Source organism: Geodermatophilus sp. SYSU D00766, assembly GCF_054049915.1.
The window spans coordinates 70606-95607 of record NZ_JBJGYI010000011.1 but is presented as its reverse complement, the minus strand read 5'-3'; the positions used below and the strand labels follow the sequence as shown (position 1 = coordinate 95607).

Here is a 25002-nt window from a genome sequence, read left to right as displayed (position 1 = left end):
GGACCCGGAGGCCGGGAGCAGGAGGCCACCATGAGCACCGACGACACCACCGCCGACCGCGACCTGGTTGCGCCCCCCGACCTGCGCGCGCTGGCCGTCAGGCGACTGCACCGCAGGCGCGAGTTCACCCAGCACCTGGTGGCCTACCTGATCGTCAACGGGGCCCTGTGGGCCGTCTGGGCGATCATCGCGCTGGCGGGCGGCGCCACGTTCCCCTGGCCGCTGTTCCCGATGGCCGGCTGGGGCATCGGCCTGGCGTTCCACGCCTGGTCGGCGTTCGGCCCGCCGAGCCGGCCGATCGACGAGACCGCGGTCGCCCGCGAGATGGACCGCCTGGCGCAGCGGCGGTGACCGCGACCACCGCCACCGCCGGCGGCCTGTCCGGCAGCGAGGCCGCCCGGCGCCGACCCCCCGGCGGCAACCGGCTGCCGGTCGAACGGCCCCCCTCGCCGGTGCGGCTGCTCGTCGGCCAGCTGGTCCACTTCTTCGCCCTGCTGCTGTGGGGGGCGGCGGTCCTCGCGCTGGTCGGCGGCATGCCGACGCTGGCGGTCGCCATCGTGGTGGTGGTCGTCCTCAACGGCGTGTTCGCGTTCGTGCAGGAGTACCGGGCCGACAAGGCGGCCGAGGCGCTGCGTGACCTGGTGCCGCACCGCGCCACCGTCGTCCGCGACGGCCGCCGACAGGAGGTCGACGCCGTCGACCTGGTGGTCGGCGACCTGGTCCTGCCGGAGGCCGGGGACCGGATCGCCGCGGACCTGCGGCTGCTCGACGTGCACGGGCTGCGGGTGGACGAGGCCACGCTGACCGGGGAGAGCGTGCCGGTCGACAAGGAGGCCGGGGACCCGGCGTACGCCGGCTGCTTCGTCGTCGAGGGCGAGGCGTCGGCCGAGGTCGTCGCGATCGCCGGGGCCACCCGCCTGGCCTCCATCGCCACCATGACGCGGACCGTCGAGCGGGCCAAGACGCCGCTCACCAAGGAACTCGACCGGGTCGTCCGGTTCGTCAGCGTGGCCGCGCTGGGCCTGGGCGTCCTCTGCTTCGGCGCCGGGTTCTTCATCGGGCTGCCGCTCGGCGAGGGTTTCCTGTTCGCCGTCGGCGTCACCGTGGCGCTGGTCCCCGAGGGGCTGCTGCCCACCGTGACCCTGTCGCTGGCCCGCAGCGCGCAGCTGCTCGCCCGGCAGAAGGCGCTGGTGCGGCGGCTGGAGTCGGTGGAGACGCTGGGCTCCACCACGTTCATCTGCACCGACAAGACCGGCACGCTCACCCAGAACCGGATGGCCGTCGTCGAGGTCTGGACCCCGAAGGGGACGGTCATCGTCCACGGGATCGGCTACGAGCCGACGGCCGAGATCGTCGGCGCACCAGCAGCGGTGGACACCGCCCGCGCCCTGGCCGGGACGGCGGTGCGCTGCTCCACCGGGCACGTGCGCGAGGACGGCGGGAGCTGGACGGCGGTCGGCGACCCGATGGAGGCGGCGTTGGATGCCCTGGCCCGGCGGCTCGGGCGGCCCGGCGCGGCGGCCGGTGTACCCGAGGGCGCCCGCCGGTTCCCCTTCGATCCCCGCCGCCGCCGGATGTCGGTCTGGACCGGCGGTGAGCTGTCGGTCAAGGGCGCCCCCGAGAGCGTGCTGCCCCGCTGTCTCGCCGGCGGCCACGCCCAGGCCGCCGCGGATGCCCTGGCCACCCGTGGGCTGCGGGTACTCGCCGTCGCCCGCCGCACCGTCGACCTGCCGGCCGCCGCCGTCGCCGACGCCGACGCCGCCGAGCGCGACCTCGAGCTGCTCGGCCTGGTCGGCATCGAGGACCCACCCCGCCCCGACGTGGCCGAGGCGCTGGGCGAGTGCCGCCGGGCCGGGATCGCGGTCGCGATGATCACCGGCGACTCGGGCGCCACCGCCGCGGCGATCGCCGCCGAGATCGGCCTGTCGCGGCCGGGCAGTGTCGTCGTCGAGGGCAATGACCTGCCGGCCGACCCCGCGGCCCTCGGGGAGCTGCTCGACCGTGACGGCACGGTCGTCTGCCGAGTGGCGCCGGAGGACAAGCTGCGCATCGCGCAGGCGCTGCAGGCCCGCGGCCACGTGGTCGCCATGACCGGCGACGGCGTGAACGACGGGCCGGCGCTGCGCGCGGCCGACATCGGCGTGGCCATGGGCGCCAGCGGCACCGACGTCGCCCGGCAGGCCGCCGACCTCGTCCTGCTCGACGACCACTTCGCCACCATCGTGGCCGCGGTGCGGCAGGGCCGGGCCACCTTCGCCAACATCCGGCGGTTCCTCACCTACCACCTGACCGACAACGTCGCGGAGCTGACGCCGTTCGTCGTCTTCACCGTCACCGCCGGGGCGATCCCGCTCGCCCTCGGCGTGCTGCAGATCCTCTGCCTCGACATCGTCACCGACCAGGGGCCGGCCCTCGCGCTGGGCGCCGAGCCCGCCTCCGCCCGGGTCCTCGACGGCCCGCCACCGCGGCGCCGGCTGGTCGACGCAGCGGTCCTGCGGCGCGCCTTCGGCGTCCTCGGGCCCGTGGAGGCCGCGGCGTCGATGCTCGCCTTCCTCGTGGTCCTGACCGGTGCCGGCTGGTCCTTCGGTGGGGACGTCCCGGGCGGCGTGCTGGCCTCGGCCAGCGGTGCGGCCTTCGCCGCCGTCGTCCTGGGCCAGGCGGCCAACGCCTGGGCCTGCCGCAGCGCCACCCGGCCGTTCTGGCGGCTGGACCCGCGGAGCAACCCGCTGCTGGTGTGGGCCATCGGTGTCGAGCTGCTGCTGCTCGCGGCGGTGCTCGCCGTCCCGCCGGTCGCCGACCTGCTGGGGCAGGCCCTGCCGACGCTCCTCGGTCTGGGTGTCGCCCTGCTCGCCGTGCCCGCCGTGCTGCTGGCGGACACGGCGTACAAGGGCCTGGCGCCCGCCACGCACCGGCGGCGCAGTCGCCCGTGAGCTCCCGGCGCCACGCCGCCGGCCCGCAGGACCCCGGGCTCAGAGGTCGCGGCGTCCGATCGCCCGGGCCGCGGCTGCCAGGAGGACGGCGGTGTAGGCGGCCAGCACCAGGACCCCCGCTACCGGCGGCAGGTAGCCGGGCGGTCGGTCGAGCTGGATGACCGCCTGACCCGCCTGGCTGGGCAGCCACGGCCCGACCGTCCCGGCGACGTCCGCCGGCAGCAGCCCGACCAGGACGGGCAGGAGGAACAGTGCGCCGGTGAGGAGGACGACGGTCGCCGCGGTCGAGCGCAGCAGCGTCCCCACGGCGAGACCGAGCAGCGCGACGAGGACCAGGTAGCCGGCCGCGCCGACGACCGCCCGGAGCACGCCGGGGTCGGTCAGGCCCACGGTCAGGCCCCGCCCGCGCAGGATGCCCAGCCCGACGGCGGCGCCGACGGTGGTGGCCACGAGGGTGGCGGGCACGGCGAGGCCCAGCAGGAGCAGCGCCTTGGCGGCCAGCAGGACCCGCCGCCGGGGCACCGCGAGGGCGGTGACGGTGATCGCGCGGGAGGAGAACTCGGCGGTGACCAGCAGGGCGCCGAGGAGCGAGAGTGCGACCTGGCCCATGAAGACGCCGCTGAGGGCCTCGGCCACCGGCTCGATCCGGGCCTGCTCGGCCGGCGGCAGCGACCCGGCGTCCCGGGTCAGCGGGATGGCCACCGCGAGGCTGACCATGATGCCGACGAACGTCCCCAGCGCCGTCCAGGTGGAGGGCAGCGACCGGGCCTTGACCCACTCGGCGGAGACGGCCCGGGTCAGCTGGCGGCGCCGCCCGAGCGCGGTGCGCGCCAGCCGGTCGGCGAGGAGGGCGGCCCCGGCGGACGGGCCGGCGTGGTGTGCGCTCACGCGGCGGCCCGCCGGCCGGTCGCGGCAGCCGGCGCGACGCCGGTGACGTCCGATGCCGCGGCTCGGCCGCGGTACTGCGCCGCGTCGGCGGTGAGCTGCAGGTAGGCGTCCTCGAGCGACCCCTGGCGGGCGCTGAGCTCGAGGAGGGTCACCGCGTGCTCGGCGGCGATCCGGCCGACCTCGTCGGTGCTGCCGGCCCGCACCCACAGGGCGTCCCCGCCGTCGTCGACGCGCGGTCCGTCGGCGGTGACCTCCAGGCCGCGGGCCTGCAGCAGGTCGGCGAGGGTCTGCGGATCGGGCGTGCGCACCCGCACCCCGGTGCCCTCCGCGCGGGCGGTGACCTCGGCGACCGTGGTCTGGGCCAGCAGCCGCCCGCGGCCGATGACGACCAGGTCGTGCGCCGTCATGGCCATCTCGCTCATCAGGTGCGAGGACAGCAGCACCGTCCGGCCCTCGGCGGCCAGGTCCTGGAGCAGTCCCCGGATCCAGATGATGCCCTCGGGGTCCAGGCCGTTGACAGGCTCGTCGAGGACCAGGACGGCCGGGTCGCCGAGCAGGGCGCCGGCCAGGCCCAGGCGCTGGCTCATGCCGAGGCTGAAGCCGCCGACCGGACGGCTAGCCACCTCCTCCAGGCCGCAGGTGGCCAGGACCTCGCCGACGCGGCCGGCGCGGATGCCGTTGCTGCGCCCGAGGGCCGACAGGTGGGCGCGGGCGCTCAGGCGGGGCGCGACCGCCTGGGCGTCGAGGAGGCTGCCCACCAGGTGCAGGGGCGCGCGCAGGTCCCCGTAGCGGACGCCGGCGACCGTCGCGGTTCCGGCGTCCGCCCGGTCCAGCGCGAGCAGGATCCGCAGCGCCGTGGACTTGCCCGCGCCGTTGGGGCCGAGGAAACCGGTCACGGTCCCGGGCCGGGCGGTGAAGGAGAGGCCGTCCAGCGCGCACGTCGGCCCGTAGTGCTTGACGAGCCCGTCGACCGTGATCACCGGGTGGGACCCGCCGGCGAGGGTATTTCCATGATGGAAGTAGTAGCATCCGGCGCGTGGATGCGCAACGTGCCGGCGAGCTCGTGGCGCTGCTGCGCGAGTTCGCCCTGGCCAGCGACCGTTTCGCCGACGTCGTCGCCCGGCGGCACGCGCTGCACCGCACCGACCTGGAGGCGCTGGGGCACCTGTGGGCCGGTCAGGTGCGCCAGGAGCCGCTGACCCCGACCCGCCTGGCGGCGGCCCTGTCGCTGAGTGCACCGGCGACCTCGGCGCTCATCGGCCGCCTCGAGCGCGCCGGCCACGTGGCACGCGTCCCGTCCGCGCAGGACCGGCGAAGCAGCGTCCTGGTGCTCCCCGAGCGGGCACGCGACCTGACCGCCGCCGCCTTCGGCCCCCTCGGCACCCGGCTCCGTGCGGTGGTCGGCGACCTGCGCCCCGACGAGGCGGCGGTCGTCGAGCAGTTCCTGCGCGCGTGCACCGACGCGGCCGAGGCGGCCACCGCCGACACCGCTGCCGCCGGCGTCCCGCCGCCGTCGGCCGACTCAGGCGGTGGGCCCCTACACGGCGGCGGCCACCCACGTCCGTGCGGAGCGCCGAAGGTCCCTGGTGCCGGGGTCGCTGGACCGGGGCCGAGCGGGCCTGCGTCTCCCTAGCGTCGTCGGCACCTGATCCCGAACCGTCGGAGGCCGTCGTGCCCTGGACCGTCGTCCTCCAGACGGTGGCGCTGCTGGGCGTCGCCGTCGCCCTCGTCGACGCGCTGCGCGGCGCCGACACCGACCTCGCGCTCCTCCTGGCTGCCGTGGTGCTCCTGCAGCTCACCGCGCTGGGAGCCCGGGCTCGCGGGCGCTCGACGGTCGCGCTGCGGCCGGACCTGGCGGGCTGGCTGCACCAGCAGTCGGCGTCCACCGGGGAGCCGGTGGAGCGGCTCGCCGACCGCTGTGTCGCCGCCTATCGGGCTGAGCTGACCGGGACGCCGGCCGGACGCCCGTGACCACCGCGACGGGCCGGGCACCGGCCGCGACCGCCGTCCCCCGGCTCACCGCCGGCACGCCCGCGCCGCCCGACCAGCTCGGCGGCAAGGGCGCGTCGCTGGACCGCCTCGTGCAGCGGGTGACCGCGAGCCGCGCGCACGCCGCGGTGATCTGGGTCGACCCCGACCCGTGGATCGCGCCCGACGAGCCCGGCCGCGACGACTGGGGCGGCTACGCCGACGAGCGCCGGCGGATCGCCGACACCCTCGCCGCCGCCGGCCTCGACGACCTGCTGATGGTCAGCGGCGACGCCCACATGGTCGCCGCCGACGACGGGGCCAACACCGACTACAGCGCCACCGGCGGCGCCGGCTTCCCGTTGCTGCACGCCGCCGCGCTCGACTCGCCGGCCACCCTGAAGGGCGGCCCCTACGGCGAGGGCGCCTTCCCTGGCGCCGGGCAGTTCGGCACCGTCACCGTCACTGACGACGGCGGGGACACCGTCGGCGTCGAGCTCACCGGCCGTGACTGCCGCGGGGACGTGCTGGTCTCGCTCAGGGTGACCCTGCCGGCGCAGGACTGACCGGCGTCGTCGCCGGATGCCACACCGGCAACCCGGCTCGCCACCACCGGAGCCCAGCCCGCGGGCCACGGCTCAGCGCACGCCGGCCCAGAGGGCGCGCTCGGCGGCATAGGGGTCCTCGACAACCGCCGGCGCGACGTCCAGGCGCATCACGGCCCGCCGGTCGAGGTCGTAGCGCGGCCAGCCCGGGTCGCCGTCGGAGGCGAACCGGACCCACGCGCGGTGCGTGGTGTCCGCGAGCTCCTGGGGCGGGTCGTCGCCGAGCGCGCCGCCCATCATCTGCCGGGTCCGCAGGTCCAGCGTGTCGAAGACGAACGGGATCTCCAGGGCGTGGCAGGCACCCAGCCGCCCGCCGAGGATCGGTGAGGGCCAGGCGAACTCGTACGCGTAGGTGGCCCCGGGCTGCGGGGCGTGCGCGTCGGCCAGCCGGATCGCCGGGACGCGGACCCACCAGTCGGTCATGACCGCCGCCAGCACGTCGCCGGGGGTGCGGCCGGGGTCGGCGGCGCGGTAGTGCCGCAGCGCCGTCTCCGTGTCCAACCCGAACGCGGCGGTGCTCCAGGAGCCCCAGCGCTCCACCGGCCCACCCAGGGCCTCGTCGGTCACCTGGTCGATGAAGCCGCCCAGGACCGGGCCGAACCGCCAGTCGTCGGCGTTGGTGCCGACCAGCACGTCGACGTCGCCACCGGCCCCGGCGGCGATGCGCTCGATCGGCGGCGCCGGGAGGACGTCGCCGTCGACGACCGGGTGGAACGGCATCGTGCTGGCCACGACCTCGGTACCCCAGCGCGCCGGGGCGGGGCAGGTCATGACCTCGGTGTCGATCTGCGCCTGTGCCTCGAGCAGCCGCTCGACCGGCACCCGCGCCACCGCCTCGCGGGTGGCCGGGACGCCGAGCACCTCGGCGAGCCGGGCGCCGATGCGGGCCGCCTCCACGGCCGGGACGACCTGGTGCGCCGCGCCGCTCTGCAGGACCGCACGGCGGAACAACCCCTCCGCCGCCGGCATCGAGAGCAGGTCGCCGATGCACATGGCCCCGGCGGACTCGCCGAAGACGGTGACGCGGCCCGGGTCGCCGCCGAAGGCGGCGATCTCCTCCTGCACCCACCGCAGCGCCGCCACGTGGTCGAGCAGGCCCAGGTCGGCGCCGTCGTCGTCCTCACCGAGGTACAGGAAGCCGTCGGCGCCGGTGCGCCAGTTGACGGTCACGCAGACGACGCCGTCGCGGGCGAACCGGCTGCCGTCGTAGCTCCCGCCGGAGCTGTAGCGGAAGGCGCCGCCCGGGCTCCACACCATGACCGGCAGCCCGGCCGCGCCCGGGTCGGGCGTCCAGACGTTGAGGTTCAGGCAGTCGTCACCCATCTCAGCGGGGTCGTACAGCAGTCCGGTCGGGTCGTCCCGGGGAAAGCGCGGTTGGGGCGGCTCGGGGCCCAGGACGGTCGCGTCGCGGACCCCGGCCCACCGCTGCACCGGCTGCGGTGGGCGCATCCGCAGCGCCCCGACGGGCGGCGCCGCGTAGGGGACGCCGAGGAAGGAGCACACCCCGCCGGCCGCGGTGCCGCGCACCCGCCCGTACCGGGTCTCGACGACGGGGTCCATGACGGCCTCCTGCGTTCGAGTGGGTCGTCCGGGATCCTGCGCCGGCCGCCCGCCGCGCCCCAGGGGCCGCGGGCCCGGATGCGCCGGGCCGTGCGACCCCGGGCCGGAGGTCCCGCGCGGTACGGCCTTCCGGCCGCGTCGCCCGGCGCGCCGCGGCCGCACCGTCGGTGGCGACCCCATCGCCTACGACCAGGAGGCCGACGTGGACGCGGTGAAGACCTGGACGGTGCGGATCGACATCGGCGAGCACGACGGCCGGACGCGAGCCGTGGCCCACCTGCAGACCCGCGACAGCGAACAGGTGGCCGGGGTCGGCTTCGCGCGGTTGGCCCCCGACGACCGGGACGTCCCCGAGATCGGTGACGAGATCGCCGCCGTCCGCGAGCTGTCCGATCTGGCCCACCGGCTGCTGCAGACCGCCACCGAGGACGTCGAGCAGGTCACCGGCGAGCACGCACAGCTGGCGTTGTGACGCGCCGACGGGAGCGGACGGGCTGATGGAGCGCATGAGCCCGCTCGACGCGGCCTTCCTGCAGGGCGAGGACGAGGAGCCGGGCGTCTCGCTGGCGATCGCGTCGATCGCCGTCTTCGAGGGACCGGTGCCGGGACCGGGCGAGTTCGAGTCCGCGTTGGCCGGTCGGCTCCCGCTCATCCCGCGCTACCGACAGAAGGCCCGCCAGGTCCCCCTCGACCTCGGACCCCCGGTGTGGGTGGACGACCCGGACTTCGACCTCTCCTACCACGTGCGGCGCACCGCGCTCCCCGCTCCCGGCGGGGACGCCGAACTGGCCGAGCTCATGGGCCGGGTCGTGTCCAGCCGACTCGACCGTGCCCACCCGCTGTGGGAGTGCTGGCTGGTCGAGGGGTTGTCCGGGGACCGGTGGGCACTCGTCTCCAAGGTCCACCACTGCATGGTGGACGGGATCTCGGGCACCGACCTCTACCGCGTCGTCCTGGACGCCACGCCGGAGCCCGGGCCCCCGGTGCCCGACGACTGGCGCCCGCGGCCGGAGCCGCCGGCAGCGGTCCTGGCCGCGGAGGCCGTGACGCGGCTGGCCCGGCTGCCGTTCGACCAGGCCCGGGCCCTGGCCTCGGCGGTCCGCCGTCCGGTGGAACTGGCCCGGCAGGTGGGCACCACGGTCCGCGGGGCCCGGGCGTTGGCCGGCGCGCTCCTGCCGACGCCCCGCTCGTCGCTCTCCGGTCCTGTCTCGGCGCACCGTCGGTTCGCCTTCGCCCGTGGCTCGGTGGCGGACGTCTCTGCGGTCCGGCACGCGCTCGGCGGGACGTTCAACGACGTGGTCCTGGCGGCGGTCAGCAAGGGCTTCCGGACGTTGCTGCTCTGCCGCGGCGAGCGGCCGGTGCCGCACCTGGTGCGGACCCTGGTGCCGGTGAACGCGCGCGCCCCGGGCGAGGAGGGCATCCGCGACAACCGCATCTCGCTGATGCTCGCCGAGCTGCCCGTCGACCTCGCCGACCCGGTCGAGCGCCTCCTCGCCGTCCGCGGGGAGATGACCCGGCTCAAGGCCGAGCACGAGGCGGAGGCCGGGGCCGCGCTGCTCCGGGTCGCGGGACTCGAGGCCTTCCCCGCAGTCGCCTCGCCGGTGCGGCTCGCCGCACACCTGCCGCAGCGCTCGGTCGTGACCGTGACGACCGACGTGCCGGGCCCGCGGCAGCCGCTCTACGCGCTCGGTCGCGAGCTGCTCGAGATCATCCCGTACGTGCCCATCGCCTCGCGGCTGCGCACCGGGGTCGCGATCTTCAGCTACCGGGACCGGCTCACCTTCGGCGTCACCGGCGACCGGGAGTCCGCGGCCGACATCTGGACTCTCGCACGCGGCATCGAGACCGGCCTCGCCGAGCTGGTCGCCTCGGCCGGCGCCGCCGCGAGCGGCGCTCTCGTGACCGGGTCCGGGCGGTGAGCCCCACCGGGGTCGGAAGTCCTCCTGGTGGCCGGTCCTCCGGCCGCGGCGGAGGACGCGCGGTCGGCCGACGATGAGGGCTCGACGCAGACCACCGGTCCGGAAGGCAGTGGGAGGTCGCCATGGACGTCCTGCACACCGACGTGGACGAGGACCTGCTGGTGCAGCTCGACCTGGCCCGTGTCGAGCTCGGGGAGGCTCGGCGGGCGCGGCAGGCCGAGGACACTCCCGTGGCCCGGCAACGGGTGGTCGAGGCGATGCGCCTGATCGACCGGCTGCTCGACCGGTGGAACGACCTGGTCCGGACCCGGGTCTGACCGGCGGCCGGCCGAGTGGGATCGGTGCCGTGACACCGGAGGAGTTCTTCGCGGGGTCTCCCCTCGGCGCGGCGGTGTACGACCGGGTACGCGCGCTGCTCCCCGCCTGCGAGGTGCGGGTGTCGCGAAGCCAGGTGGCGCTGCGGGAACGGCGCGGCTTCGCCTGGCTCTGGCGGCCTGGCCGGTACCTGCGGGGACCCACGGCCCAGGTCGTGCTGTCGGTCGCCCTGGGCCGGCCGGACCCCTCACCACGGTGGAAGCAGGTCGTGCACCCCTCACCACGCCACTGGGTGCACCACATGGAGGTCCACGACCCGGCGGAGGTCGACGACGAGGTCGCCTCCTGGCTGCGCGAGGCGGCGGCGCGGGCCTGCGCCCCAGGAGTCCCCCGGTGACCGGCTGGCTGCTGCGCTACGAGGGCCTGGACCCGGCACGGGAACCGCTGCGCGAGGCGCTGTGCACCCTCGGCAACGGCCGCTTCGCCACCCGGGGCGCCGCCCCGGAGGCGCGCGCCGGCGGCTGCCACTACCCCGGGACGTACGCGGCGGGGGTGTTCAACCGGCTGACCGACGAGCTCGACGGGCAGCGCGTGGAGAACGAGAGCATCGTCAACCTGCCCGACTGGCAGTCACTGACCCTGCGGGTCGCGGAGGGTCCCGACCTCGGACCCGAGGCCGGGACCGTCACCGCGTACGTGCAGGAGCTGGACCTGCGGCGCGGTGTGCTCACCCGCCGGTACCGGGTCACCGACGGGCAGGGCCGGACGACGCGGGTGGCCCAGCGCCGGCTGGTGTCGATGGCCGACCCTCTCCTGGCCGCGCTGGACACCACGGTCGTGGCGGAGAACTGGGAGGGACGGGTCGTCGTCCGGTCCGGTCTCGACGGCCGGGTGGAGAACGCCGGGGTGGCGCGCTACCGACACCTGAGCGGGCGGCACCTCGTGCCCCGGGAGGCCGCCGTGGACGACGACTGCGTGCTGCGGCTGATCACCGAGACGAGCGCGTCGCACGTCCGGGTCGGGCTGGCCGCCCGGCACCGGGTGCTGGTGGACGGCGAGCCGTGCGACGTCCCGGCCGTCCCCGTCGTGGACGGCGACGCCTACGCAGGCGCGGAGCTCGTCCTCGACGTCGTCCCCGACCGGGTGGTGACCGTCGAGAAGGTCGCCGCGCTGTGCACCTCCCGGGACCGCGCGATCGACGAACCGGGCGCCGCGGCCCTGGACGAGGTCACCCGCGCCCCGTGGTTCGACGGCGTCCTGGCCCGTCACGAGCAGGCCTGGCGGCGGTTGTGGGACCGGTGCGACGTCGTCATCGACGGCCCGCCGCGCGCGTCGCTGGTGCTGCGGCTGCACGTGTTCCACCTCCTGCAGACCGTCTCTGCCCACAGCGTCGACCTCGACGTGGGCATCCCCGCGCGGGGACTGCACGGCGAGGCCTACCGCGGGCACGTCTTCTGGGACGAGCTGTTCGTGCTCCCCTTCCTCACGCTGCGGTTGCCCGAGGTGGCCCGCGCGATGCTGCTGTACCGCTGGCGCCGGCTGCCGCAGGCCCGCGCCGCCGCCCGGGCGGCCGGCCGGCGCGGGGCGATGTTCCCCTGGCAGAGCGGCTCGACAGGTCGCGAGGAGTCGCAGACGCTGCACCTCAACCCGCGGTCAGGGCACTGGCTGCCCGACAACTCGGCGCTGCAGCGGCACATCGGTCTGGCCGTCGCGTACAACACCTGGCGCTACTACGAGGCCACCGGCGACACCGGTCTCCTCGACGCCCACGGCGCGGAGATGCTGCTGGAGGTCGCGGCGTTCTTCGCCGACCTCGCCACCTACGACCGCAGCGACGACCGCTACGACGTCTGCGGCGTCATGGGGCCCGACGAGTACCACGACGCACTGCCGTGGCGGGACCGGCCCGGGCTCGACGACAACGCCTACACCAACGTCATGACCGCCTGGACCCTGGCGCGGGCCCAGGACTGCCTCGCCCTGCTCGGCCCGCGGCGGCAGGCGGAACTGCTCGACCAGCTGGGCCTGGGCCGTGCCGACCTCGAGCGGTGGGAGCACGTCTCCCGCAAGCTGCGGCTGTGCTGGCACGACGACGGGGTGCTCAGCCAGTTCCGCGACTACGACCGGCTCGAGGAGTTCGACTGGGCGGGCTACCGCCGCCGCTACGGCGACATCAGCCGGCTCGACCGGATCCTCGAGGCCGAGGGCGACTCGACCAACCGCTACAGGCTCTCCAAGCAGGCCGACGTCCTGATGCTGTTCCAGCTGCTGACGGCCGACGAGTTCTACGCCGTCCTGGACCGGCTCGGCTACCCCCACGACCGGCAGACGATCCCGCGCACCGTCCGCTACTACCTCGACCGCACCTGCCACGGCTCGACCCTGTCGAAGGTGGTGCACGCCTGGGTGCTGGCGCGGGGGGACCGGCGCCGTGCCTGGGTCCACTGGCTGGAGGCGCTGGAGAGCGACATCGCCGACGTGCAGGGCGGCACGACCGGCGAGGGCGTCCACCTCGGCGCCATGGCCGGCACCGTGGACCTGCTGCAGCGGGCGTTCACCGGCCTGGAGACGCGGGGGGACGTGCTGGGACTGGACCCGTACCTGCCGGACGCGCTCACGGGCATGCGCTTCCGGCTGCGGTACCGGGACCATCCCGAGGTCGAGGTGGACATCACGCACGACGAAGTCGTCGTCGGCGGTGACCCCCGCCGGGCGGCCGTGCTGCCGCTGCGGGTCCGCGACCAGGACCACCGGCTGGACCCGCGCGGCAGCCTGCGCGTGCCGCTGTCCCGACGACGCAACGGCCGCAGCACCTGACTGGTCACCTGCGGGCCGTCCCCAGCGCGGCGGCGGGCTTCGGCACGCCCGGAGCGCCCTCCGCTCTGCCGGACGGGCCGGCCCGCGGCACCGCGGCGGTGCCCCCGGAGGACGTCCGGTCCGGCAGCGCTCGATGACACCGTTCCCGGGTCCTCGAACGGGTCGTAGGCCGCAGGCACCTCGGAGAAACCCGACCGGTGGGTGACGATCCGGCCAGCATCGAGCGTCACGCTGGTCACGCGCTGGCCGCAGGAGCAGGGGGGCGACAGGTCCCGGCGTCGGGACCTACGGCCCGTCACGTCCCCCGGTGTTGGCACCCGCCGCGGCCACGCGCGGGGGCAGCGTCGCCGTCAGCGCGCGCAGTTCCGCTCGCGCGCCGTCGACGAGCACGTCGAGGTCCGGGACGGCCTCCCGGTCGGCGATCGCCAGGACGCCGAGCCGCCCCGCGTAGGACAGCGTCCCGATCCCGAGCGGCACGTTGCCGATCAGGTTGAGCACCGGGAAGACCTCGACGACGCGGGCGCCGGCGAGGTACACCGGCTGCTCCGGGCCCGGGACGTCGGCGGTCTCCACGTTCACCGGGTTGCGTCGCAGCAGCGCCAGCACGACCGGGCCGACGAACCGGTTGGCGAACAGCGCGCCCAGCGACGGGCGGGGCCGGGCCTTGCGCCGGGCGGTCTCCGCGACGATCCGCTCCAGCCGGGCCTCCGGTGAGGGGATCCCCAGCGGCAGCGGCACCACCATCTGCGAGATCAGGTTGCCGCGTGCGGTCGCGCGCTGGTCGGCCGCGCGCAGCGACACCGGCACGTACACCCGGACGACCACGTCGTCGGGCTCCCCCCGGCCGCGCAGCAGCGCGCGCAGCCCACCGGCGACGAGGCACAGGAGGACGTCGTTCACCGTCGCGCCGTGCGCGTGGGCGACGGCGCGGACCTCGTCCAGCCCGCACCGCAGCAGGCCCAGACGCCGCTCGGCACCGACGAGCCGGTCCAGGCTGGTCGGCTGCACGCGGTCGTCGACCACCAGCTCCCGCACCGCCGGCCACGCGCTCCGGACCCGCCGCACCGCGTCCCCCGGGGATCGCAGCACGGCGCCGGCGCGGCGGACGCGGGCGGCGGAGTAGCGCAGGCGGTCCAACAGGAGGTCCCGCGAGGTGGGGGCTGCGGCCGGCGTCCACAGCGGCGCCGGCGTCGCGGCCGCGCCGGGGACGGCGTCGAGGAATGCGGCCATCGTGGCGACACCGGCGATCCCGTCGGCGAGGACGTGGTGGAACCGCACGAACACCCCGACGCGCCGCTCCGCCAGGCCGGGCAGGAACCACATCTTCCACAGCGGCCGGGACCGGTCCAGCCGCCGCCGGCGCAGCCGTTCCACCTCACGCAGCAGCGCCGCGTCGTCACCCGGTGCCGGCACCTCGCTCTCCTGCACGTGCGCGGCTAGATCGAAGGCGGGGTCGTCGACCCACACCGGCCGTCCCAGCCCGCGGCGCGGCGTGTGGAGCAGCTGCCGGAACCGCGGGACGAGGTGCAGGCGGCCGGCCACGGCGGCGCGCACGGCCTCGATCCGGAAGCGCCCGGCCTCCTCGAGCATGCCCGCACCGTCGAGCAGCACGACGGCGCCCACGTCCTGGGGCCAGCGCTGGTCCGGCCACAACACCAGCTGGTCCTCGACGGTCACCCGGTCCACGACGCCTCCTCCCCAGGGCAGCGGCGCCAGGGTCGACCCGGCAGCCGCCGCCGGACAGGGACGTGGGACCCGCCCGGACGGGGCCGGTCGCCTCGTGTTCTCCGCGGCCCTCCCGCGCACGCTGGAACCGTCCCGCTCTCCCCGGGAGGTGCAGCCATGACCGTGCAGACGATGGACGAGGTGGACCTGGACCGCTGGACCGGTCAGCTCCTCAACCGGCGCCCGGCGGTGGGGCTGGCCGTCGGGACCGTCCGGGACGGCGCGCCGGCGGAGTTCCGCGTGCACGGGCTCGCCGACCTCGCGACCGGCCGGCCGGTCACCGAGGACACCGTCTTCCGCGTCGCCTCGATCAGCAAGACGTTCACCGCGGTCGCGGTGATGCAGCTGGTGGAGCGGGGCCTGGTCGACCTGGACGCGCCCGCCGACCACTACCTGCGCGCCTACCGGCTGGTGCTCCGCCGGCCGGACTGGCGGCCGGCCACCGTGCGCCACCTGCTCACCCACACCGCCGGTCTCGGCGAGGAGACCTCCTGGCGCGACCTCGGCCGGCGGGACTTCGGCGAGAGCTTCCCGCCGGGCCGCGTGCCGACCCCGGCCCGGTACTACCGCGGCGGCCTGCCGGTGATCGCCGAGCCGGGCACCCGGTTCCGGTACACCGACCACGGCCCGACGACCGTCGGGCAGATCGTCGAGGACGTCAGCGGGCAGCCGTTCGACGCCTACCTGCGCGCGCGGGTGTTCGAGCCGCTCGGCATGACGAGCACGGACCTGGTGCGCTCCGACCGGATCCGGGCGGCGCTGGCCACCGGGTACGTCCTCGGCAGGAGCGGCCCGGAGCCGGTGCCCGACCGGGAGGTGGTGACCGCGGGCGGCGGGGGCGTGTGCTCCTCGCCGCGGGACATGGCGCGCTACCTCGCCGCCCTGCTGGGCGGGGGCGCCAACGAGCACGGCCGGGTGCTCGCGCCGGACACGCTCGCCACGATGTTCCGGCCGCAGTTCCAGCCCGACCCGCGGATCCCGGGGCTGGGCCTGGCGTTCTTCCGGGTCGACGCCGGCGGGCACCCGGTGGTGGAGCACCAGGGGATCCTGCCGGGCTTCGACTCGCAGGTCTTCGTCGCGCCCGACGACGGCGTCGCCGTCATGGCCTTCACCAACGGCGCCCGCCGCGGGTCCTTCTGGCTGCCGACCGAGCTCGGCGCGCTGCTCGACGACCTGATCGGCGTGCCGCACCCGGCGATCCGCACCGACGTCCCGCAGCGACCCGACACCTGGGGGGACCTGTGCGGCCGGTACCGGCTACCGGGGCCGCTGACCGACGTACGGATGCGGGGCTTCGTCGGCGCCGGCGCCGAGGTGCACGTGCGCGCCGGTGAACTGCGGCTGCGGTTCCTGACGCCGGTGGCCCCGCTCCTCCGGGGCTTCGCGCTGCACCCGGACGACCCCGCCGACCCCTACGCCTTCCGGGTGGACTTCTCGTCGTTCGGGACCGGGAGCGTGCCGATCGTGTTCAGCCGGGACGGCGGGACGACCGCCCTGCACCTGGGTCTCATGCCGGTGTCGCTCTTCAGGCAGCCCCGGCCACCGCGCGTGCCCGGCGCGCGGGCACGCGTCTGACGTCGTCCGGACGCCGGGTGCGAGATCACCTCCGGTGAGCGGGGCTCCTCCCCCACCCGGCCCGTCGCTCGAGCTGGGCTCACACCGGTGACGCCCGGCGCCGCTCGTCCCGGCACCTGCTCGTGGGCCCGACGACGGGCGCACCAGCGCCGGGCGGCTGCGCCCCGCACCGGCCCGGGCGGACCCGGGGCGAGGGGCCCGGGATCCCGTGACCTCCGTCCCTGTCCCCAGCGGCGCCCGACCCTGGGGACGCGTTCGCTGATCTGCCTAGCGTCCAGGCATCGACCGGAGGAGGAGCCGTGCAGACCAGAGACGTCATGACGCGCGCCGTGGTGGTCGTGGGGGCGCACACCACCCTGCGCCACGCCGCGGAGGTGATGGCCGATCGTGGTTTCGCCGCCCTCCCGGTCGTCGACGAGGACCTGCGGCTGGTGGGGATCGTCGCGGAGGCCGACCTCCTCCGCTCCCGCATCCACGAGGACCCGCGGCTGCACGCGCTCCGCGACGACCCCGGCACCCCGCCCACACCGTCCCGGGTGGACGAGGTGATGACCCGGGACGTGCGCGCCGTCGACGTCACCGCGGACGTCGGGGACGTCGCCCGCCTGTTCGTCGACGCCGGCCTGCGCAGCGTGCCGGTGACCGACGGCGGCCGGCTGGTCGGCATCGTCAGCCGCCGCGACCTGCTGCGTCTGCTGATCCGCTCCGACGACCACGCCCGAGAGGAGCTGCTGCGGCTGGTCGAGGGCTACACCGGTGACGTCGACGCCTGGGACGTCGCCGTGCGCGACGGCGCGGCGACCATCCGGCGCCTCCGCGGCGAGCCGCAGGGCTCCGAGGAGGTCGAGTGGCGAACGCTGACCGCCCTGGCCCGGACCGTCGGTGGCATCACTGCCGTCCGGGTGCTGGCCGCCCCCAGGGCGACGGCGGGCACCGGGCCGGACCGGCCGCTGTCGGCCCCGGTGCCACGGAGCGGGCCGTGAGCGATGCGCCAGGGGGACGGGTCGTCGTCGCGGGCGTCGACAGGTTCGAGGCGACACAGCAGGTCACCGCGGCCGCCGTCGAGGAGGCCGTCGGAGCGGCTGCGTCCTACACCTGGCGCACGCGCTGTCCTGGCCCTCCGTCGCGGCGCCCGTGCGTGGAACCCGCCCGGCCGACGTGCCGGAGCTCGGCAGTCTGCTGCACGCCGCCGCCGAGACCGCCCTGCGTACGGCCGCCGGGGACGCGGCCGACGTGCTCGGGACCGACCGGGTCCGCTGGTCGATCGAGCCCGGCGACGCGGCGTCCGCGCTGATCGACGCCGCTCGGATCGCCGAACTGCTGGACATCGGCAGCCGGGGCGTCGGCGGTGTCGCCGGCCTGCTGCTCGGCTCCACCGCGGCCGCAGTCCTCCTCTTCCCGCCGTGCCCGGTGCTCCTCCTCCCCGACCCGACGGGCGCGGTCGTCCGCCCCCGGACCGGCGTCGTCGCGGGGCTCGAGGACCAACCCGGTGACGAGGCCGTCCTGACGTTCGCCCTCGCCGAGGCCGCGATGCCTGGAACCGAGCTGCTGGCCGTGCACGCCTGGCGGGACGTGACCCTCGAGACCGCCGTGCTCTCGACCGGCCCCCTCGTGGACTGGGCCGGCGTCCTCGCCGATGAGCAGCGGGTGCTGGCCGAGGCGCTGGCCGGCTGGCACGACAAGGAACCGGACGTGCCGATCCGCGAGGCCCTCGTCCGCGAGCGACCGGCCCGCGCACTGTTGGCGGCCGGGCTGACCGCCCAGCCGCTCGTCGTGGGCAGGCGCCGGCACCGCGGGCTGGCCCGGTTGGGCTCCACGGCCCACGCGGTCGTCCACCGCGCGACCGGGCCGGTGGCGGTGGTCCCGGTCGAGGACGAGCGCCGTGGCGCTGCCCGGTGAGTGGAGGGTCCGTTCCACGCGGTTGAACACCGCGCCCCCGCTGAACCGGTCGAGCCGCCATCGGCCCCCCGGGCCCTGCCACCTCGCCGTGTCCGGTCCCCGATCCGCCCGAGACGGAGGTCCAGTGAGCTCCTAGCTGGGTACGCCTCAGCATGAGCGGCCGACCGAGCGTTCGAGGCGCCATTCCTGAAGGTGCCGAAGGAGCGCTCGCACGGGACCGTCCCCCTCGACGTCAGCGACGGTCTGGTGCTCGAGGTGGTCGACGACGGCCGCGGCATCGGCGGCGACGTCCGCCGCCGGCAGCGTCCACAGGACCCCTGACCGAGCCGACTCCTGGTGCGACGACCACGGGCGCGATGGCGCCCGGCGAGGTCGACCACCGGCCCAGCGAGCCGATCAGGTGTCGACGCGGTGCGTCTCGTAGGCCCACATGACGACCTCGACGCGGTTGCGGGCGTTCAGCTTGCGCATCAGGGCGGCGACGTGGGTCTTGACGGTGCTGAGGCTGATCGACAGCTCGTTGCCGATCTCGCTGTTGGTCTTCCCTCGAGCGGCGGCGAGCAGGACCTGTTCCTCGCGAGCGGTCAGCGGCTCAACAGGCTCGGGTGGCATGGGGCGCGAGCGGCTGTCGGCGAAGGAGGACAGGAGCCTGGCGGTGATGGTGGGTGCGATCAGGGCGTCGCCACGGGCGGCGGCGTGCACGGCCTGGGTGAGCAGTTCGACGCCGGCGTCCTTGAGCAGGAAACCCCGGGCGCCTGCCTTGAGCGCGCCGTAGACGTACTCGTCGAGGTCGAAGGTGGTGATGACGACGACGGCCAGGGGCTCGACGACATCGGGCCCGGCGAGCTGCCGGGTGGCCTCGATCCCGTCGACGTCGGGCATGCGGATGTCCAGCAGGCACACGTCGGGGCGCAGCGAACGGGCCATGGCGATCGCCTGTCGGCCGTCGGCGGCTTCGCCCACGACGGTGATGCCTGGCTGGGCGTCGAGGATCATGCACAGCCCCGCCCGGACGATGTCCTGATCGTCAGCGACGAGCACCCGGATGGTCATGACGCACCCACCGTGTGAGGCAGCGAGGCGTCGACGCTCCAGCCGCCGCCCGGGTCGGGTCCGGCCCGCAGGGTGCCTCCGAGGAGGCTCGCCCGTTCCGCCATGCCGCGGAGCCCGAAGCCGGCCGGAGCAGATCCGGCCGTACTTGCCGCGCCGTCGTCGTGCACCCGCAGGCGCACGTGGCCGCGGGATGCGGCGACGTCGATGGTGACCTGGGTGGCCCCGGATGCGTGCCGGGTCGCGTTGGTGACCGCTTCGGCGGCGATCAGGTAGAGGGCGGTGCTGACCGCCGGGTCGATGGCCCCGACGTCACCGACGACCTGCACGCGGACGCCGGGCACCTCGCCGCCGGGGCGGGCGAGTCGTTCGACGTCCACCACCCCTCGCCGGGGGGCGAGGTCGGCGTCCGTCCCGTCACGCAGCACGCCCACGAGGGCTCGCATCTCCGTGAGCGTCCGGGACGCCTCCTCCTCGATGGTGATCAGGGTGGCCAGCGCGCGCTCCGGATCTGCCGCCGACAGCGCGCGACCTGCCTGCGCCTGGATGGCGATGGCCGAGACGCGGTGGCCGACCGTGTCGTGCAGCTCGCGGGCGAGCTCGTTGCGCTGCCGCAGCCGCACCTGCTCGATCTCGCGGTCGTGGCTCCTGGTGCGGTAGCGCACCGCCGCGCCGAGTGCGGCCGAGAACAGGAAGAAGCCGTAGCCTGCCACCATCTCCGCGGGTGTGGCCGGGTTCGCGACCAGGGTGACGGGGAGCCAGACGAGGACGATGCCGAGCCCGAGGACGGCCTCGCGACCTGACCCCCAGCGCAGCAGGGCGTAGGGCAGCACGAGCAGCCCGGCGATGCTCTGCAGGCCGGTGGCATCGAGGGCCACGATCCTGGCGATGTCGAAGGCGAGGACGGTGCCGAAGGCGACGGCGACCGCGGCCAGCGGATGCGTGCGCCGCCACAGGGTGCACGCCGCGACGACGACGCTGACCCCGACCACCACCGGCGCCCAGGCCCTGTCGTCGCGCAGCAGCAGCTCGAGCAGCGAGACCGCGACGAGACCCAAGAAGAGCGTCCAGTCCCGCCAGACCCGCCCCGGCGGGCGCGGCGGGCGCGGCTCGGCCCACACCCCAGCAAGCACGTCCCCTCCCTCGCGGCCAACGTAGAGGGGCCGCCGCCCGGGCGGATCGGCCGAAAGTACGGCGGATGTCCCGTCCCCGCGGCCAGGACGGCTGGAGCCCGCAGGCGGATGTGGCGCCCGTGGACGCTCGTCATCGTGAGGACACCGACCGAGCCGCCCCGGCCGGTCCGTCAGGACACAGGAGAAGAGATGGCCCGAACCAGCACGACCGCCGGTGCACTCCAGGACGCGCGGCTCCCGGTCCGGGCGGAGCTCGCAGCCGCCTGAACGAGCTTCATGTTCCTCTACGTCTACGTCGACTACCTGCACCTGTACAAGCCCGGGAGCCTCGACGAGATCCTGGTCGGCGTCGTCCACGAGTTCGACACCGGCCCGACCTTCGTCGCCCTCGCGCTCACGCTCGTGGCCGTCCCGATCCTCATGATCGTGCTCTCCGCGACGCTGCCCGCCCGTGCCGCCCGCGCCACCAACCTCGTCGTGGCGGCGCTCTACATCCCGGTCTCGATCTACAACGTGGCCGGCGAGGAGTCCTGGAGCTACTCCTGGTTCTACGGTCTCTCCATCGGACTCGAGGTGCTCCTCCTGGCCTTCGTCCTGCGCGCCGCATGGACGTGGCCCCGGGACCACTCGAGCCACCGCCAGCCGCGATCTCACCCAGGCCCGGGTGTGACGCTCAAGGCAGGCCCGGTGCCCGTTGCCGGTGACAGCAGCTCTGGTGACCAGCTGTACTGACCGGAGACGTTGGTGGCCCTCGTCGACGACGAGATCGTGGGCACCAGCCGCAGTCCGCCGGCGTCGAGCTCGCCGAGGAGCACGGTGGCGAACCGGCGGCCTGTGTCGACGTGCACCAGCGGGCGCAGGGTGGCGGCGACGGCGGCGATGTCGTCGCACACGGCGAGGTGGGCCCGCACGGCGAAGCGCAGCGCGTCCATGGTGGTCGCCGCCGACGTCGAGCTCGTCGACGCCGGCGAGGCACCGGGCGGCGACCTCGATGCCGTCCACGCAGGGCAGCTCGGGCAACAGCGCGTGCTGCAGCGTGCCCGCTGGAGGCGTCGCGCCGGGGCGACGACGCCCGGCCCGCGACCGAGACGACGCCTGGCCCGCGACCGAGCGGCGCTCAGCGACCGGATCCGGCGGCATCCTGGGCGGCCGCTCCGGACAGCCGACCGGATGACCGGGTGCACCACGGTGCGATGGGCCTCGAGCCGACCCTTCATGCCGGCCACGGTCATCCGCCCCGCGATCCCCGGCGGTCGGCTCCGGGTCGGAGGACCGAAGCGAGTCCGGTGAGGCCCAGCAGCCGGCGGGCCGGTCCGGTCGCCGGGAGCAGGACGTCCAGCTCGCCGTGGGGTCCGGCGCGGTCGGCGACCTCGAGCAGCAGCCCGGCGCCGACGCTCGTCACGAAGCCGAGCCGGGTGAGGTCGAGGGTGATCGGCCGGTCGCCGGCCAGTTGGGTCAGGAGCTGCTCGCGGACCCCGGTGGTCCCGGCGAGGTCCAGGTCCCCGATCAACGCGAGACAGCGGCGGCCCTGGACGTCGGTGACCTCCAGGGTGGCCGGCTGCTCGTCCGGGCGCTGTGCCACAGGGAGCCGCTGCAGATCCGCCTGGCGCTCGGCCACCGCCGATGGAGGGACCCCGGAGGGCGACACGAACCGCAGGGTGGTGCCGGCGGGCCCGGGAGCGAGGTCGACGTCGTCGGCGAGTGCGGCGATGATCTGCAGCCCGCGGCCGCGGAAGCCGCGGTCGGCCGGGGGCGGGCGCCAGGTGCCCGTGTCGGCGACCTTGACGGCCACGTCGCCGTCGCCGTCCAGGTCCAGCTCGACGAGCATCCGGCCGGGAACGCCCGCGTCGCGGTAGGCGTGCTCGACGGCGTTGCCGGTGGCCTCGCCGAGCGCCAGCAGGAGGTCCTCGATCGCATCGGGGTGCAGGGCCGCCTCGGGAGCCCATCGCCGCACCGCCCGCCGCACCTCGGGCAGTCGTACGGGGTCCGCGGGCAGGTCCAGCCGCAGCGGAGCGGGCAGCAGCCGGACGGCGACCACCGCGACGTCGTCGGTGCCGCCGTCCCCGTCCACGAGCTCGCCCAGGACACCGTCGACGAGGGCCGGCAGTGCGGCGTACCGCCGCGCGGTAGTTGCGGTGGCCAGCCGCCGGAAGCCGTCGTCGAGGTCCTCACCGCGGCGCTCGACCAGCCCGTCGGTGTAGAGCACCAGCGTGGCCCCCGGCGAGAGGGTCAGGGTGGCCTCCGGGCGGGGCCCGGGAGCGCGCAGGCCCAGCGCGGGGCCCAGCCCGCCGTCGAGGTACCCGCCGCGCCGTCCGGTGGCGCCGTCGCCGGTGGCGGCCGCGTCGACCAGCAGCGGCGGCGGGTGCCCGGCGGAGCTGTAGGTGAGTCGGCCGGTGTCCGGTTCCAGCCGCAGGCAAGCCACCGTGCTCATCCCGGCTCCGGCGACGTAGCCGGCGAAGCGATCCAGGAGTTCCAGCGCCTGTGCGGGTGGGAATCCGGCCAGCAGGAGGCCGGCCAGCGCGCTGCGCAGCTGGCCCATCACCGCGGCAGCGGGGGCCCCGTTGCCGACGACGTCGCCGACGACGACCGCAACCGCACCGCCGTCCAGCGGCAGGACGTCGTACCAGTCGCCCCCAGCGGTGGTGCCCTGCACCGCAGGTAGATAGCGGGCGGCGATCGCCAGCCGCTCCACGGCCGGCGGGTCGCCGGGCAGCAGACTGCGCTGCAGGGTGTCGGCCATCTCCCGGCGCACGTCGGCCAGCGCGGCGCGCTCGAAGGCCACCGCCACCTGGTCGGCGACGGTGAGCAGGAGGGCGCGCTCGTCGGCATCGAAGGACCTGGGCGTGCGGAAGGTGACCGCGAGTGCACCGACCAGTCGGTCGCCGACCAGCAGCGGGAGCGCGGCGATGCCCTGGGTCTGCTCGGACGTGCTGCCCGCCACGGCGGGATAGCGTTCGACCGTGGCCGCCCGGTCGGGCAGCCAGACCGGACGGCGGGTGAGCGCGGCGTCGGGCAGCGGCACAGCGGGCGTCAGCGGCATGGTGGTGTACGGCTCCCAGCGCCGTGCAGGATCTCCGACCACGTCGATCGTGTGCAGCTGGCCGTCGTCGCCGAGGGTGCAGACGGCGACCACGGAGGCGCCGAGGACGTCGCGCAGCCCGGTGGTGAGGGCGGCAGCGGCCTCGGCCACCGTGCCGGCCGCCGCCAGCGCCACGGTGATCTCGTGCAGCTGCTCGCGTCGGGCGGCCTGCCGTTCGGCGGCCACCATCGCCGCCAGGCGCTGTCCCAGGTCGGCGGCGAGGGCGACGTCGGCCTCGTCGTACCGGTCCGGTGCCGCAGCGGTGAGGGTGAGCAGTCCGACGACCGCGGCGCGGCCGATGGTCAGCGGCGCGGCCAGCCAGCTCTCGCCGCCGATCGCGGTGAGCGCTGCCAACTGGTCCTCGTCGATGGTGGCGGCGCGGAACAGTTCCTCGGTGACTCGGGGGACCGTGAAGGCGCGCCCCGCGCGGAGCTCCGCGGCGAACTCGTCGGGCACCCGCATCGGTCCCAGCGCCCGCACCCGGTCCGTCAGGCCCACGGGGGTGACGGCCACCGGCCGGTACCGCTCGTCGTCGCCGCGCAGCCACACCGCGGCCCAGTCGCCCAGGTCGGGCGCCAGCAGGCCGGTGACCGTCGCGAGCCGGTCCTCCACACTGCCGGGACCGGTGAGCACCCGGCCGGCCGCGGCCAGCAGCGCCGCGGCCAGCTCTCGCCGCTTGGGCTCGGTGACGTCGATGAGGACCGAGTGCATGGCGGTCGCCGTGCCGGCCTCGTCACGGGCGACGTGCGCCAGGTGCTGCAGCCACACCCACCGCCCGTCGGCCGCCCGGACGCGGTAGGTGAGCGACAGGTCCTCGCCGCCGGCGATCGCGGCGCGTACGGCGGAGAGCACCTCGTCGGCGTCGTCCGGGTGGAGGATCCGCTGCCACAGGCCGGGGTCGTCCAGCCACTGCCGGACGGGGTAGCCCAGCACCTCCTCGGCGCGGGCGTTGACGAAGCGGTAACGCCAGGTGAGCGGGTCGCGCTCCCACACGATGGCGTTCAGCCCGGCGACCATCGCCTGCATGCGGGCCGCGTTCGCCTCGGCGGCCCGCCGGGCCGCCTGCGCGGCGTCGGCGTCCCGGCGGGCCCGCTCGGCTCCCTCGCGGGCATCGGCGAGTTGGGCGCGGACCACGGAACCGGCGGACTCCCGTGGAGCGGCTGCGCCGGTCGCGTGCGCTCCGGGATCGTGCTCTGACGCCACCGCTGGCCCCTTGCCTGACGGCCCCGCGAACGGTCCGGTGCGGGATGTCGCCCGACGGCCGCCGCGGGGAGCTTCCGCGAACCTGGTGGGCACGCGAGCAGCGCGCCTAGACTGCGTTCGCGGTCAGCAGTGATCGTCCTGAGCGGGCACCGTGCGTCGCCCGACCTGCCGGCAGGCTGCGCACGGTGTGGGTGTCCGTGGGTGGCACCGCGGACGTACCCCGGCGCAGCGGTCGAAAACGCGGGCCGCTGGGCCGCCGTTCAGCAGAGGCGAGCCGCCCTCCTTCCGGAACTGCGCCGGGAAGCCGGTCCGCACCGCGGTGCGTTGCACGGCGTT

Annotated in this window: 22 protein-coding genes; 15 read left to right on the top strand and 7 right to left on the bottom strand. The window is 75.7% G+C overall.

Features of this window, described 5'->3' with window-relative positions:
- Positions 1 to 30: 30 nt before the first annotated feature.
- Both ACI8AD_RS11280 and ACI8AD_RS11275 read left to right on the top strand, forming a co-directional pair.
- A complete protein-coding gene (locus tag ACI8AD_RS11280; protein ID WP_456870612.1) occupies positions 31 to 351 on the top strand; it encodes a 2TM domain-containing protein in 321 nt (106 codons plus the stop codon).
- Positions 348 to 2930, top strand: coding sequence for a cation-translocating P-type ATPase (locus ACI8AD_RS11275; RefSeq protein ID WP_456870611.1), 2583 nt, complete (start codon positions 348 to 350; stop codon positions 2928 to 2930). The genes ACI8AD_RS11280 and ACI8AD_RS11275 overlap by 4 nt, the downstream gene beginning before the upstream one ends.
- A gap of 39 nt (positions 2931 to 2969) precedes the next feature.
- Here ACI8AD_RS11275 and ACI8AD_RS11270 read toward each other — a convergent pair whose 3' ends face one another.
- Together ACI8AD_RS11270 and ACI8AD_RS11265 are read right to left on the bottom strand one after the other, a co-directional pair.
- Complete coding sequence (locus ACI8AD_RS11270; RefSeq protein ID WP_456870610.1) at positions 2970 to 3818, bottom strand: hypothetical protein; 849 nt, start codon at positions 3816 to 3818, stop codon at positions 2970 to 2972.
- Positions 3815 to 4798: an ABC transporter ATP-binding protein gene (locus ACI8AD_RS11265; protein WP_456870609.1), complete on the bottom strand. Its 984-nt coding sequence runs from the start codon at positions 4796 to 4798 to the stop codon at positions 3815 to 3817. The genes ACI8AD_RS11270 and ACI8AD_RS11265 overlap by 4 nt, the downstream gene beginning before the upstream one ends.
- A 56-nt stretch (positions 4799 to 4854) precedes the next feature.
- Here ACI8AD_RS11265 and ACI8AD_RS11260 point away from each other — a divergent pair, with 56 nt between their 5' ends.
- From ACI8AD_RS11260 to ACI8AD_RS11250, 3 genes are read left to right on the top strand one after another with little or no spacing between them, the layout of a single operon-like run.
- Entirely contained in the window at positions 4855 to 5451 is a 597-nt protein-coding gene (locus tag ACI8AD_RS11260; RefSeq protein WP_456870608.1) for a MarR family winged helix-turn-helix transcriptional regulator, read from the top strand.
- A gap of 38 nt (positions 5452 to 5489) precedes the next feature.
- On the top strand, positions 5490 to 5789 hold the full coding sequence (locus ACI8AD_RS11255) for a hypothetical protein (protein WP_456870607.1): 300 nt from the start codon (positions 5490 to 5492) through the stop codon (positions 5787 to 5789).
- Positions 5786 to 6352, top strand: coding sequence for a hypothetical protein (locus ACI8AD_RS11250; protein ID WP_456870606.1), 567 nt, complete (start codon positions 5786 to 5788; stop codon positions 6350 to 6352). Before ACI8AD_RS11255 ends, ACI8AD_RS11250 begins: the two co-directional genes overlap by 4 nt.
- 72 nt (positions 6353 to 6424) lie before the next feature.
- Here the strand turns inward: ACI8AD_RS11250 and ACI8AD_RS11245 are convergent, their stop codons facing one another.
- Positions 6425 to 7951 carry a carboxylesterase/lipase family protein gene (locus ACI8AD_RS11245; RefSeq protein WP_456870605.1) on the bottom strand — a complete coding sequence of 509 codons (1527 nt, stop codon included), beginning with the start codon at positions 7949 to 7951 and terminating at the stop codon, positions 6425 to 6427.
- Positions 7952 to 8153: 202 nt separating this feature from the next.
- On the opposite strand from ACI8AD_RS11245, the gene ACI8AD_RS11240 reads away from it, so the two are divergent.
- From ACI8AD_RS11240 to ACI8AD_RS11220, 5 genes are all read left to right on the top strand, one after another.
- Entirely contained in the window at positions 8154 to 8423 is a 270-nt protein-coding gene (locus tag ACI8AD_RS11240) for a DUF1876 domain-containing protein (protein WP_456870604.1), read from the top strand.
- A 34-nt stretch (positions 8424 to 8457) separates the two neighbouring features.
- A complete protein-coding gene (locus ACI8AD_RS11235) occupies positions 8458 to 9870 on the top strand; it encodes a WS/DGAT/MGAT family O-acyltransferase (protein ID WP_456870603.1) in 1413 nt (470 codons plus the stop codon).
- Positions 9871 to 9992: 122 nt separating this feature from the next.
- Positions 9993 to 10187 carry a hypothetical protein gene (locus ACI8AD_RS11230; protein WP_456870602.1) on the top strand — a complete coding sequence of 65 codons (195 nt, stop codon included), beginning with the start codon at positions 9993 to 9995 and terminating at the stop codon, positions 10185 to 10187.
- 29 nt (positions 10188 to 10216) lie between these two features.
- The gene (locus ACI8AD_RS11225) at positions 10217 to 10582 is read left to right on the top strand and encodes a DUF5655 domain-containing protein (RefSeq protein ID WP_456870601.1); all 366 of its coding nucleotides are present in this window, start codon (positions 10217 to 10219) and stop codon (positions 10580 to 10582) included.
- On the top strand, positions 10579 to 13002 hold the full coding sequence (locus ACI8AD_RS11220) for a glycoside hydrolase family 65 protein (RefSeq protein WP_456870600.1): 2424 nt from the start codon (positions 10579 to 10581) through the stop codon (positions 13000 to 13002). The genes ACI8AD_RS11225 and ACI8AD_RS11220 overlap by 4 nt, the downstream gene beginning before the upstream one ends.
- Before the next feature lie 285 nt (positions 13003 to 13287).
- On the opposite strand, the gene ACI8AD_RS11215 is transcribed toward ACI8AD_RS11220, so the two are convergent.
- Positions 13288 to 14688: a wax ester/triacylglycerol synthase family O-acyltransferase gene (locus ACI8AD_RS11215; RefSeq protein WP_456870599.1), complete on the bottom strand. Its 1401-nt coding sequence runs from the start codon at positions 14686 to 14688 to the stop codon at positions 13288 to 13290.
- 156 nt (positions 14689 to 14844) lie between these two features.
- On the opposite strand from ACI8AD_RS11215, the gene ACI8AD_RS11210 reads away from it, so the two are divergent.
- From ACI8AD_RS11210 to ACI8AD_RS11195, 4 genes are all read left to right on the top strand, one after another.
- Complete coding sequence (locus tag ACI8AD_RS11210) at positions 14845 to 16302, top strand: serine hydrolase domain-containing protein (RefSeq protein WP_456870598.1); 1458 nt, start codon at positions 14845 to 14847, stop codon at positions 16300 to 16302.
- Positions 16303 to 16601: 299 nt separating this feature from the next.
- Entirely contained in the window at positions 16602 to 17285 is a 684-nt protein-coding gene (locus tag ACI8AD_RS11205) for a CBS domain-containing protein (RefSeq protein ID WP_456870597.1), read from the top strand.
- Entirely contained in the window at positions 17185 to 18201 is a 1017-nt protein-coding gene (locus ACI8AD_RS11200) for a universal stress protein (protein WP_456870596.1), read from the top strand. The genes ACI8AD_RS11205 and ACI8AD_RS11200 overlap by 101 nt, the downstream gene beginning before the upstream one ends.
- 192 nt (positions 18202 to 18393) lie before the next feature.
- A complete protein-coding gene (locus tag ACI8AD_RS11195; protein WP_456870595.1) occupies positions 18394 to 18522 on the top strand; it encodes a hypothetical protein in 129 nt (42 codons plus the stop codon).
- Between the two features lie 75 nt (positions 18523 to 18597).
- Here the strand turns inward: ACI8AD_RS11195 and ACI8AD_RS11190 are convergent, their stop codons facing one another.
- Entirely contained in the window at positions 18598 to 19254 is a 657-nt protein-coding gene (locus ACI8AD_RS11190; RefSeq protein WP_456870594.1) for a response regulator, read from the bottom strand.
- Positions 19251 to 20384 (bottom strand): sensor histidine kinase, encoded by a 1134-nt coding sequence (locus ACI8AD_RS11185; protein WP_456870593.1) that lies wholly within the window; start codon positions 20382 to 20384, stop codon positions 19251 to 19253. The genes ACI8AD_RS11190 and ACI8AD_RS11185 overlap by 4 nt, the downstream gene beginning before the upstream one ends.
- Before the next feature lie 276 nt (positions 20385 to 20660).
- Between ACI8AD_RS11185 and ACI8AD_RS11180 the strand changes: the two genes are divergently transcribed.
- The gene (locus ACI8AD_RS11180; protein ID WP_456870592.1) at positions 20661 to 21116 is read left to right on the top strand and encodes a DUF6326 family protein; all 456 of its coding nucleotides are present in this window, start codon (positions 20661 to 20663) and stop codon (positions 21114 to 21116) included.
- Positions 21117 to 21612: 496 nt separating this feature from the next.
- On the opposite strand, the gene ACI8AD_RS11175 is transcribed toward ACI8AD_RS11180, so the two are convergent.
- Positions 21613 to 24597, bottom strand: coding sequence for a SpoIIE family protein phosphatase (locus tag ACI8AD_RS11175; protein ID WP_456870591.1), 2985 nt, complete (start codon positions 24595 to 24597; stop codon positions 21613 to 21615).
- Positions 24598 to 25002 lie beyond the last annotated feature (405 nt).

What these genes read in the sequence shown, in the direction of transcription:
- ACI8AD_RS11280 (WP_456870612.1), top strand. Translation starts at nt 31, where the DNA reads ATGAGCACCGACGACACCACCGCCGACCGCGACCTGGTTGCGCCCCCC.
- ACI8AD_RS11245 (WP_456870605.1), bottom strand. Translation starts at nt 7,951, where the DNA reads ATGGACCCCGTCGTCGAGACCCGGTACGGGCGGGTGCGCGGCACCGCG.
- ACI8AD_RS11235 (WP_456870603.1), top strand. Translation starts at nt 8,458, where the DNA reads ATGAGCCCGCTCGACGCGGCCTTCCTGCAGGGCGAGGACGAGGAGCCG.
- ACI8AD_RS11230 (WP_456870602.1), top strand. Translation starts at nt 9,993, where the DNA reads ATGGACGTCCTGCACACCGACGTGGACGAGGACCTGCTGGTGCAGCTC.
- ACI8AD_RS11210 (WP_456870598.1), top strand. Translation starts at nt 14,845, where the DNA reads ATGACCGTGCAGACGATGGACGAGGTGGACCTGGACCGCTGGACCGGT.
- ACI8AD_RS11190 (WP_456870594.1), bottom strand. Translation starts at nt 19,254, where the DNA reads ATGACCATCCGGGTGCTCGTCGCTGACGATCAGGACATCGTCCGGGCG.
- ACI8AD_RS11180 (WP_456870592.1), top strand. Translation starts at nt 20,661, where the DNA reads ATGTTCCTCTACGTCTACGTCGACTACCTGCACCTGTACAAGCCCGGG.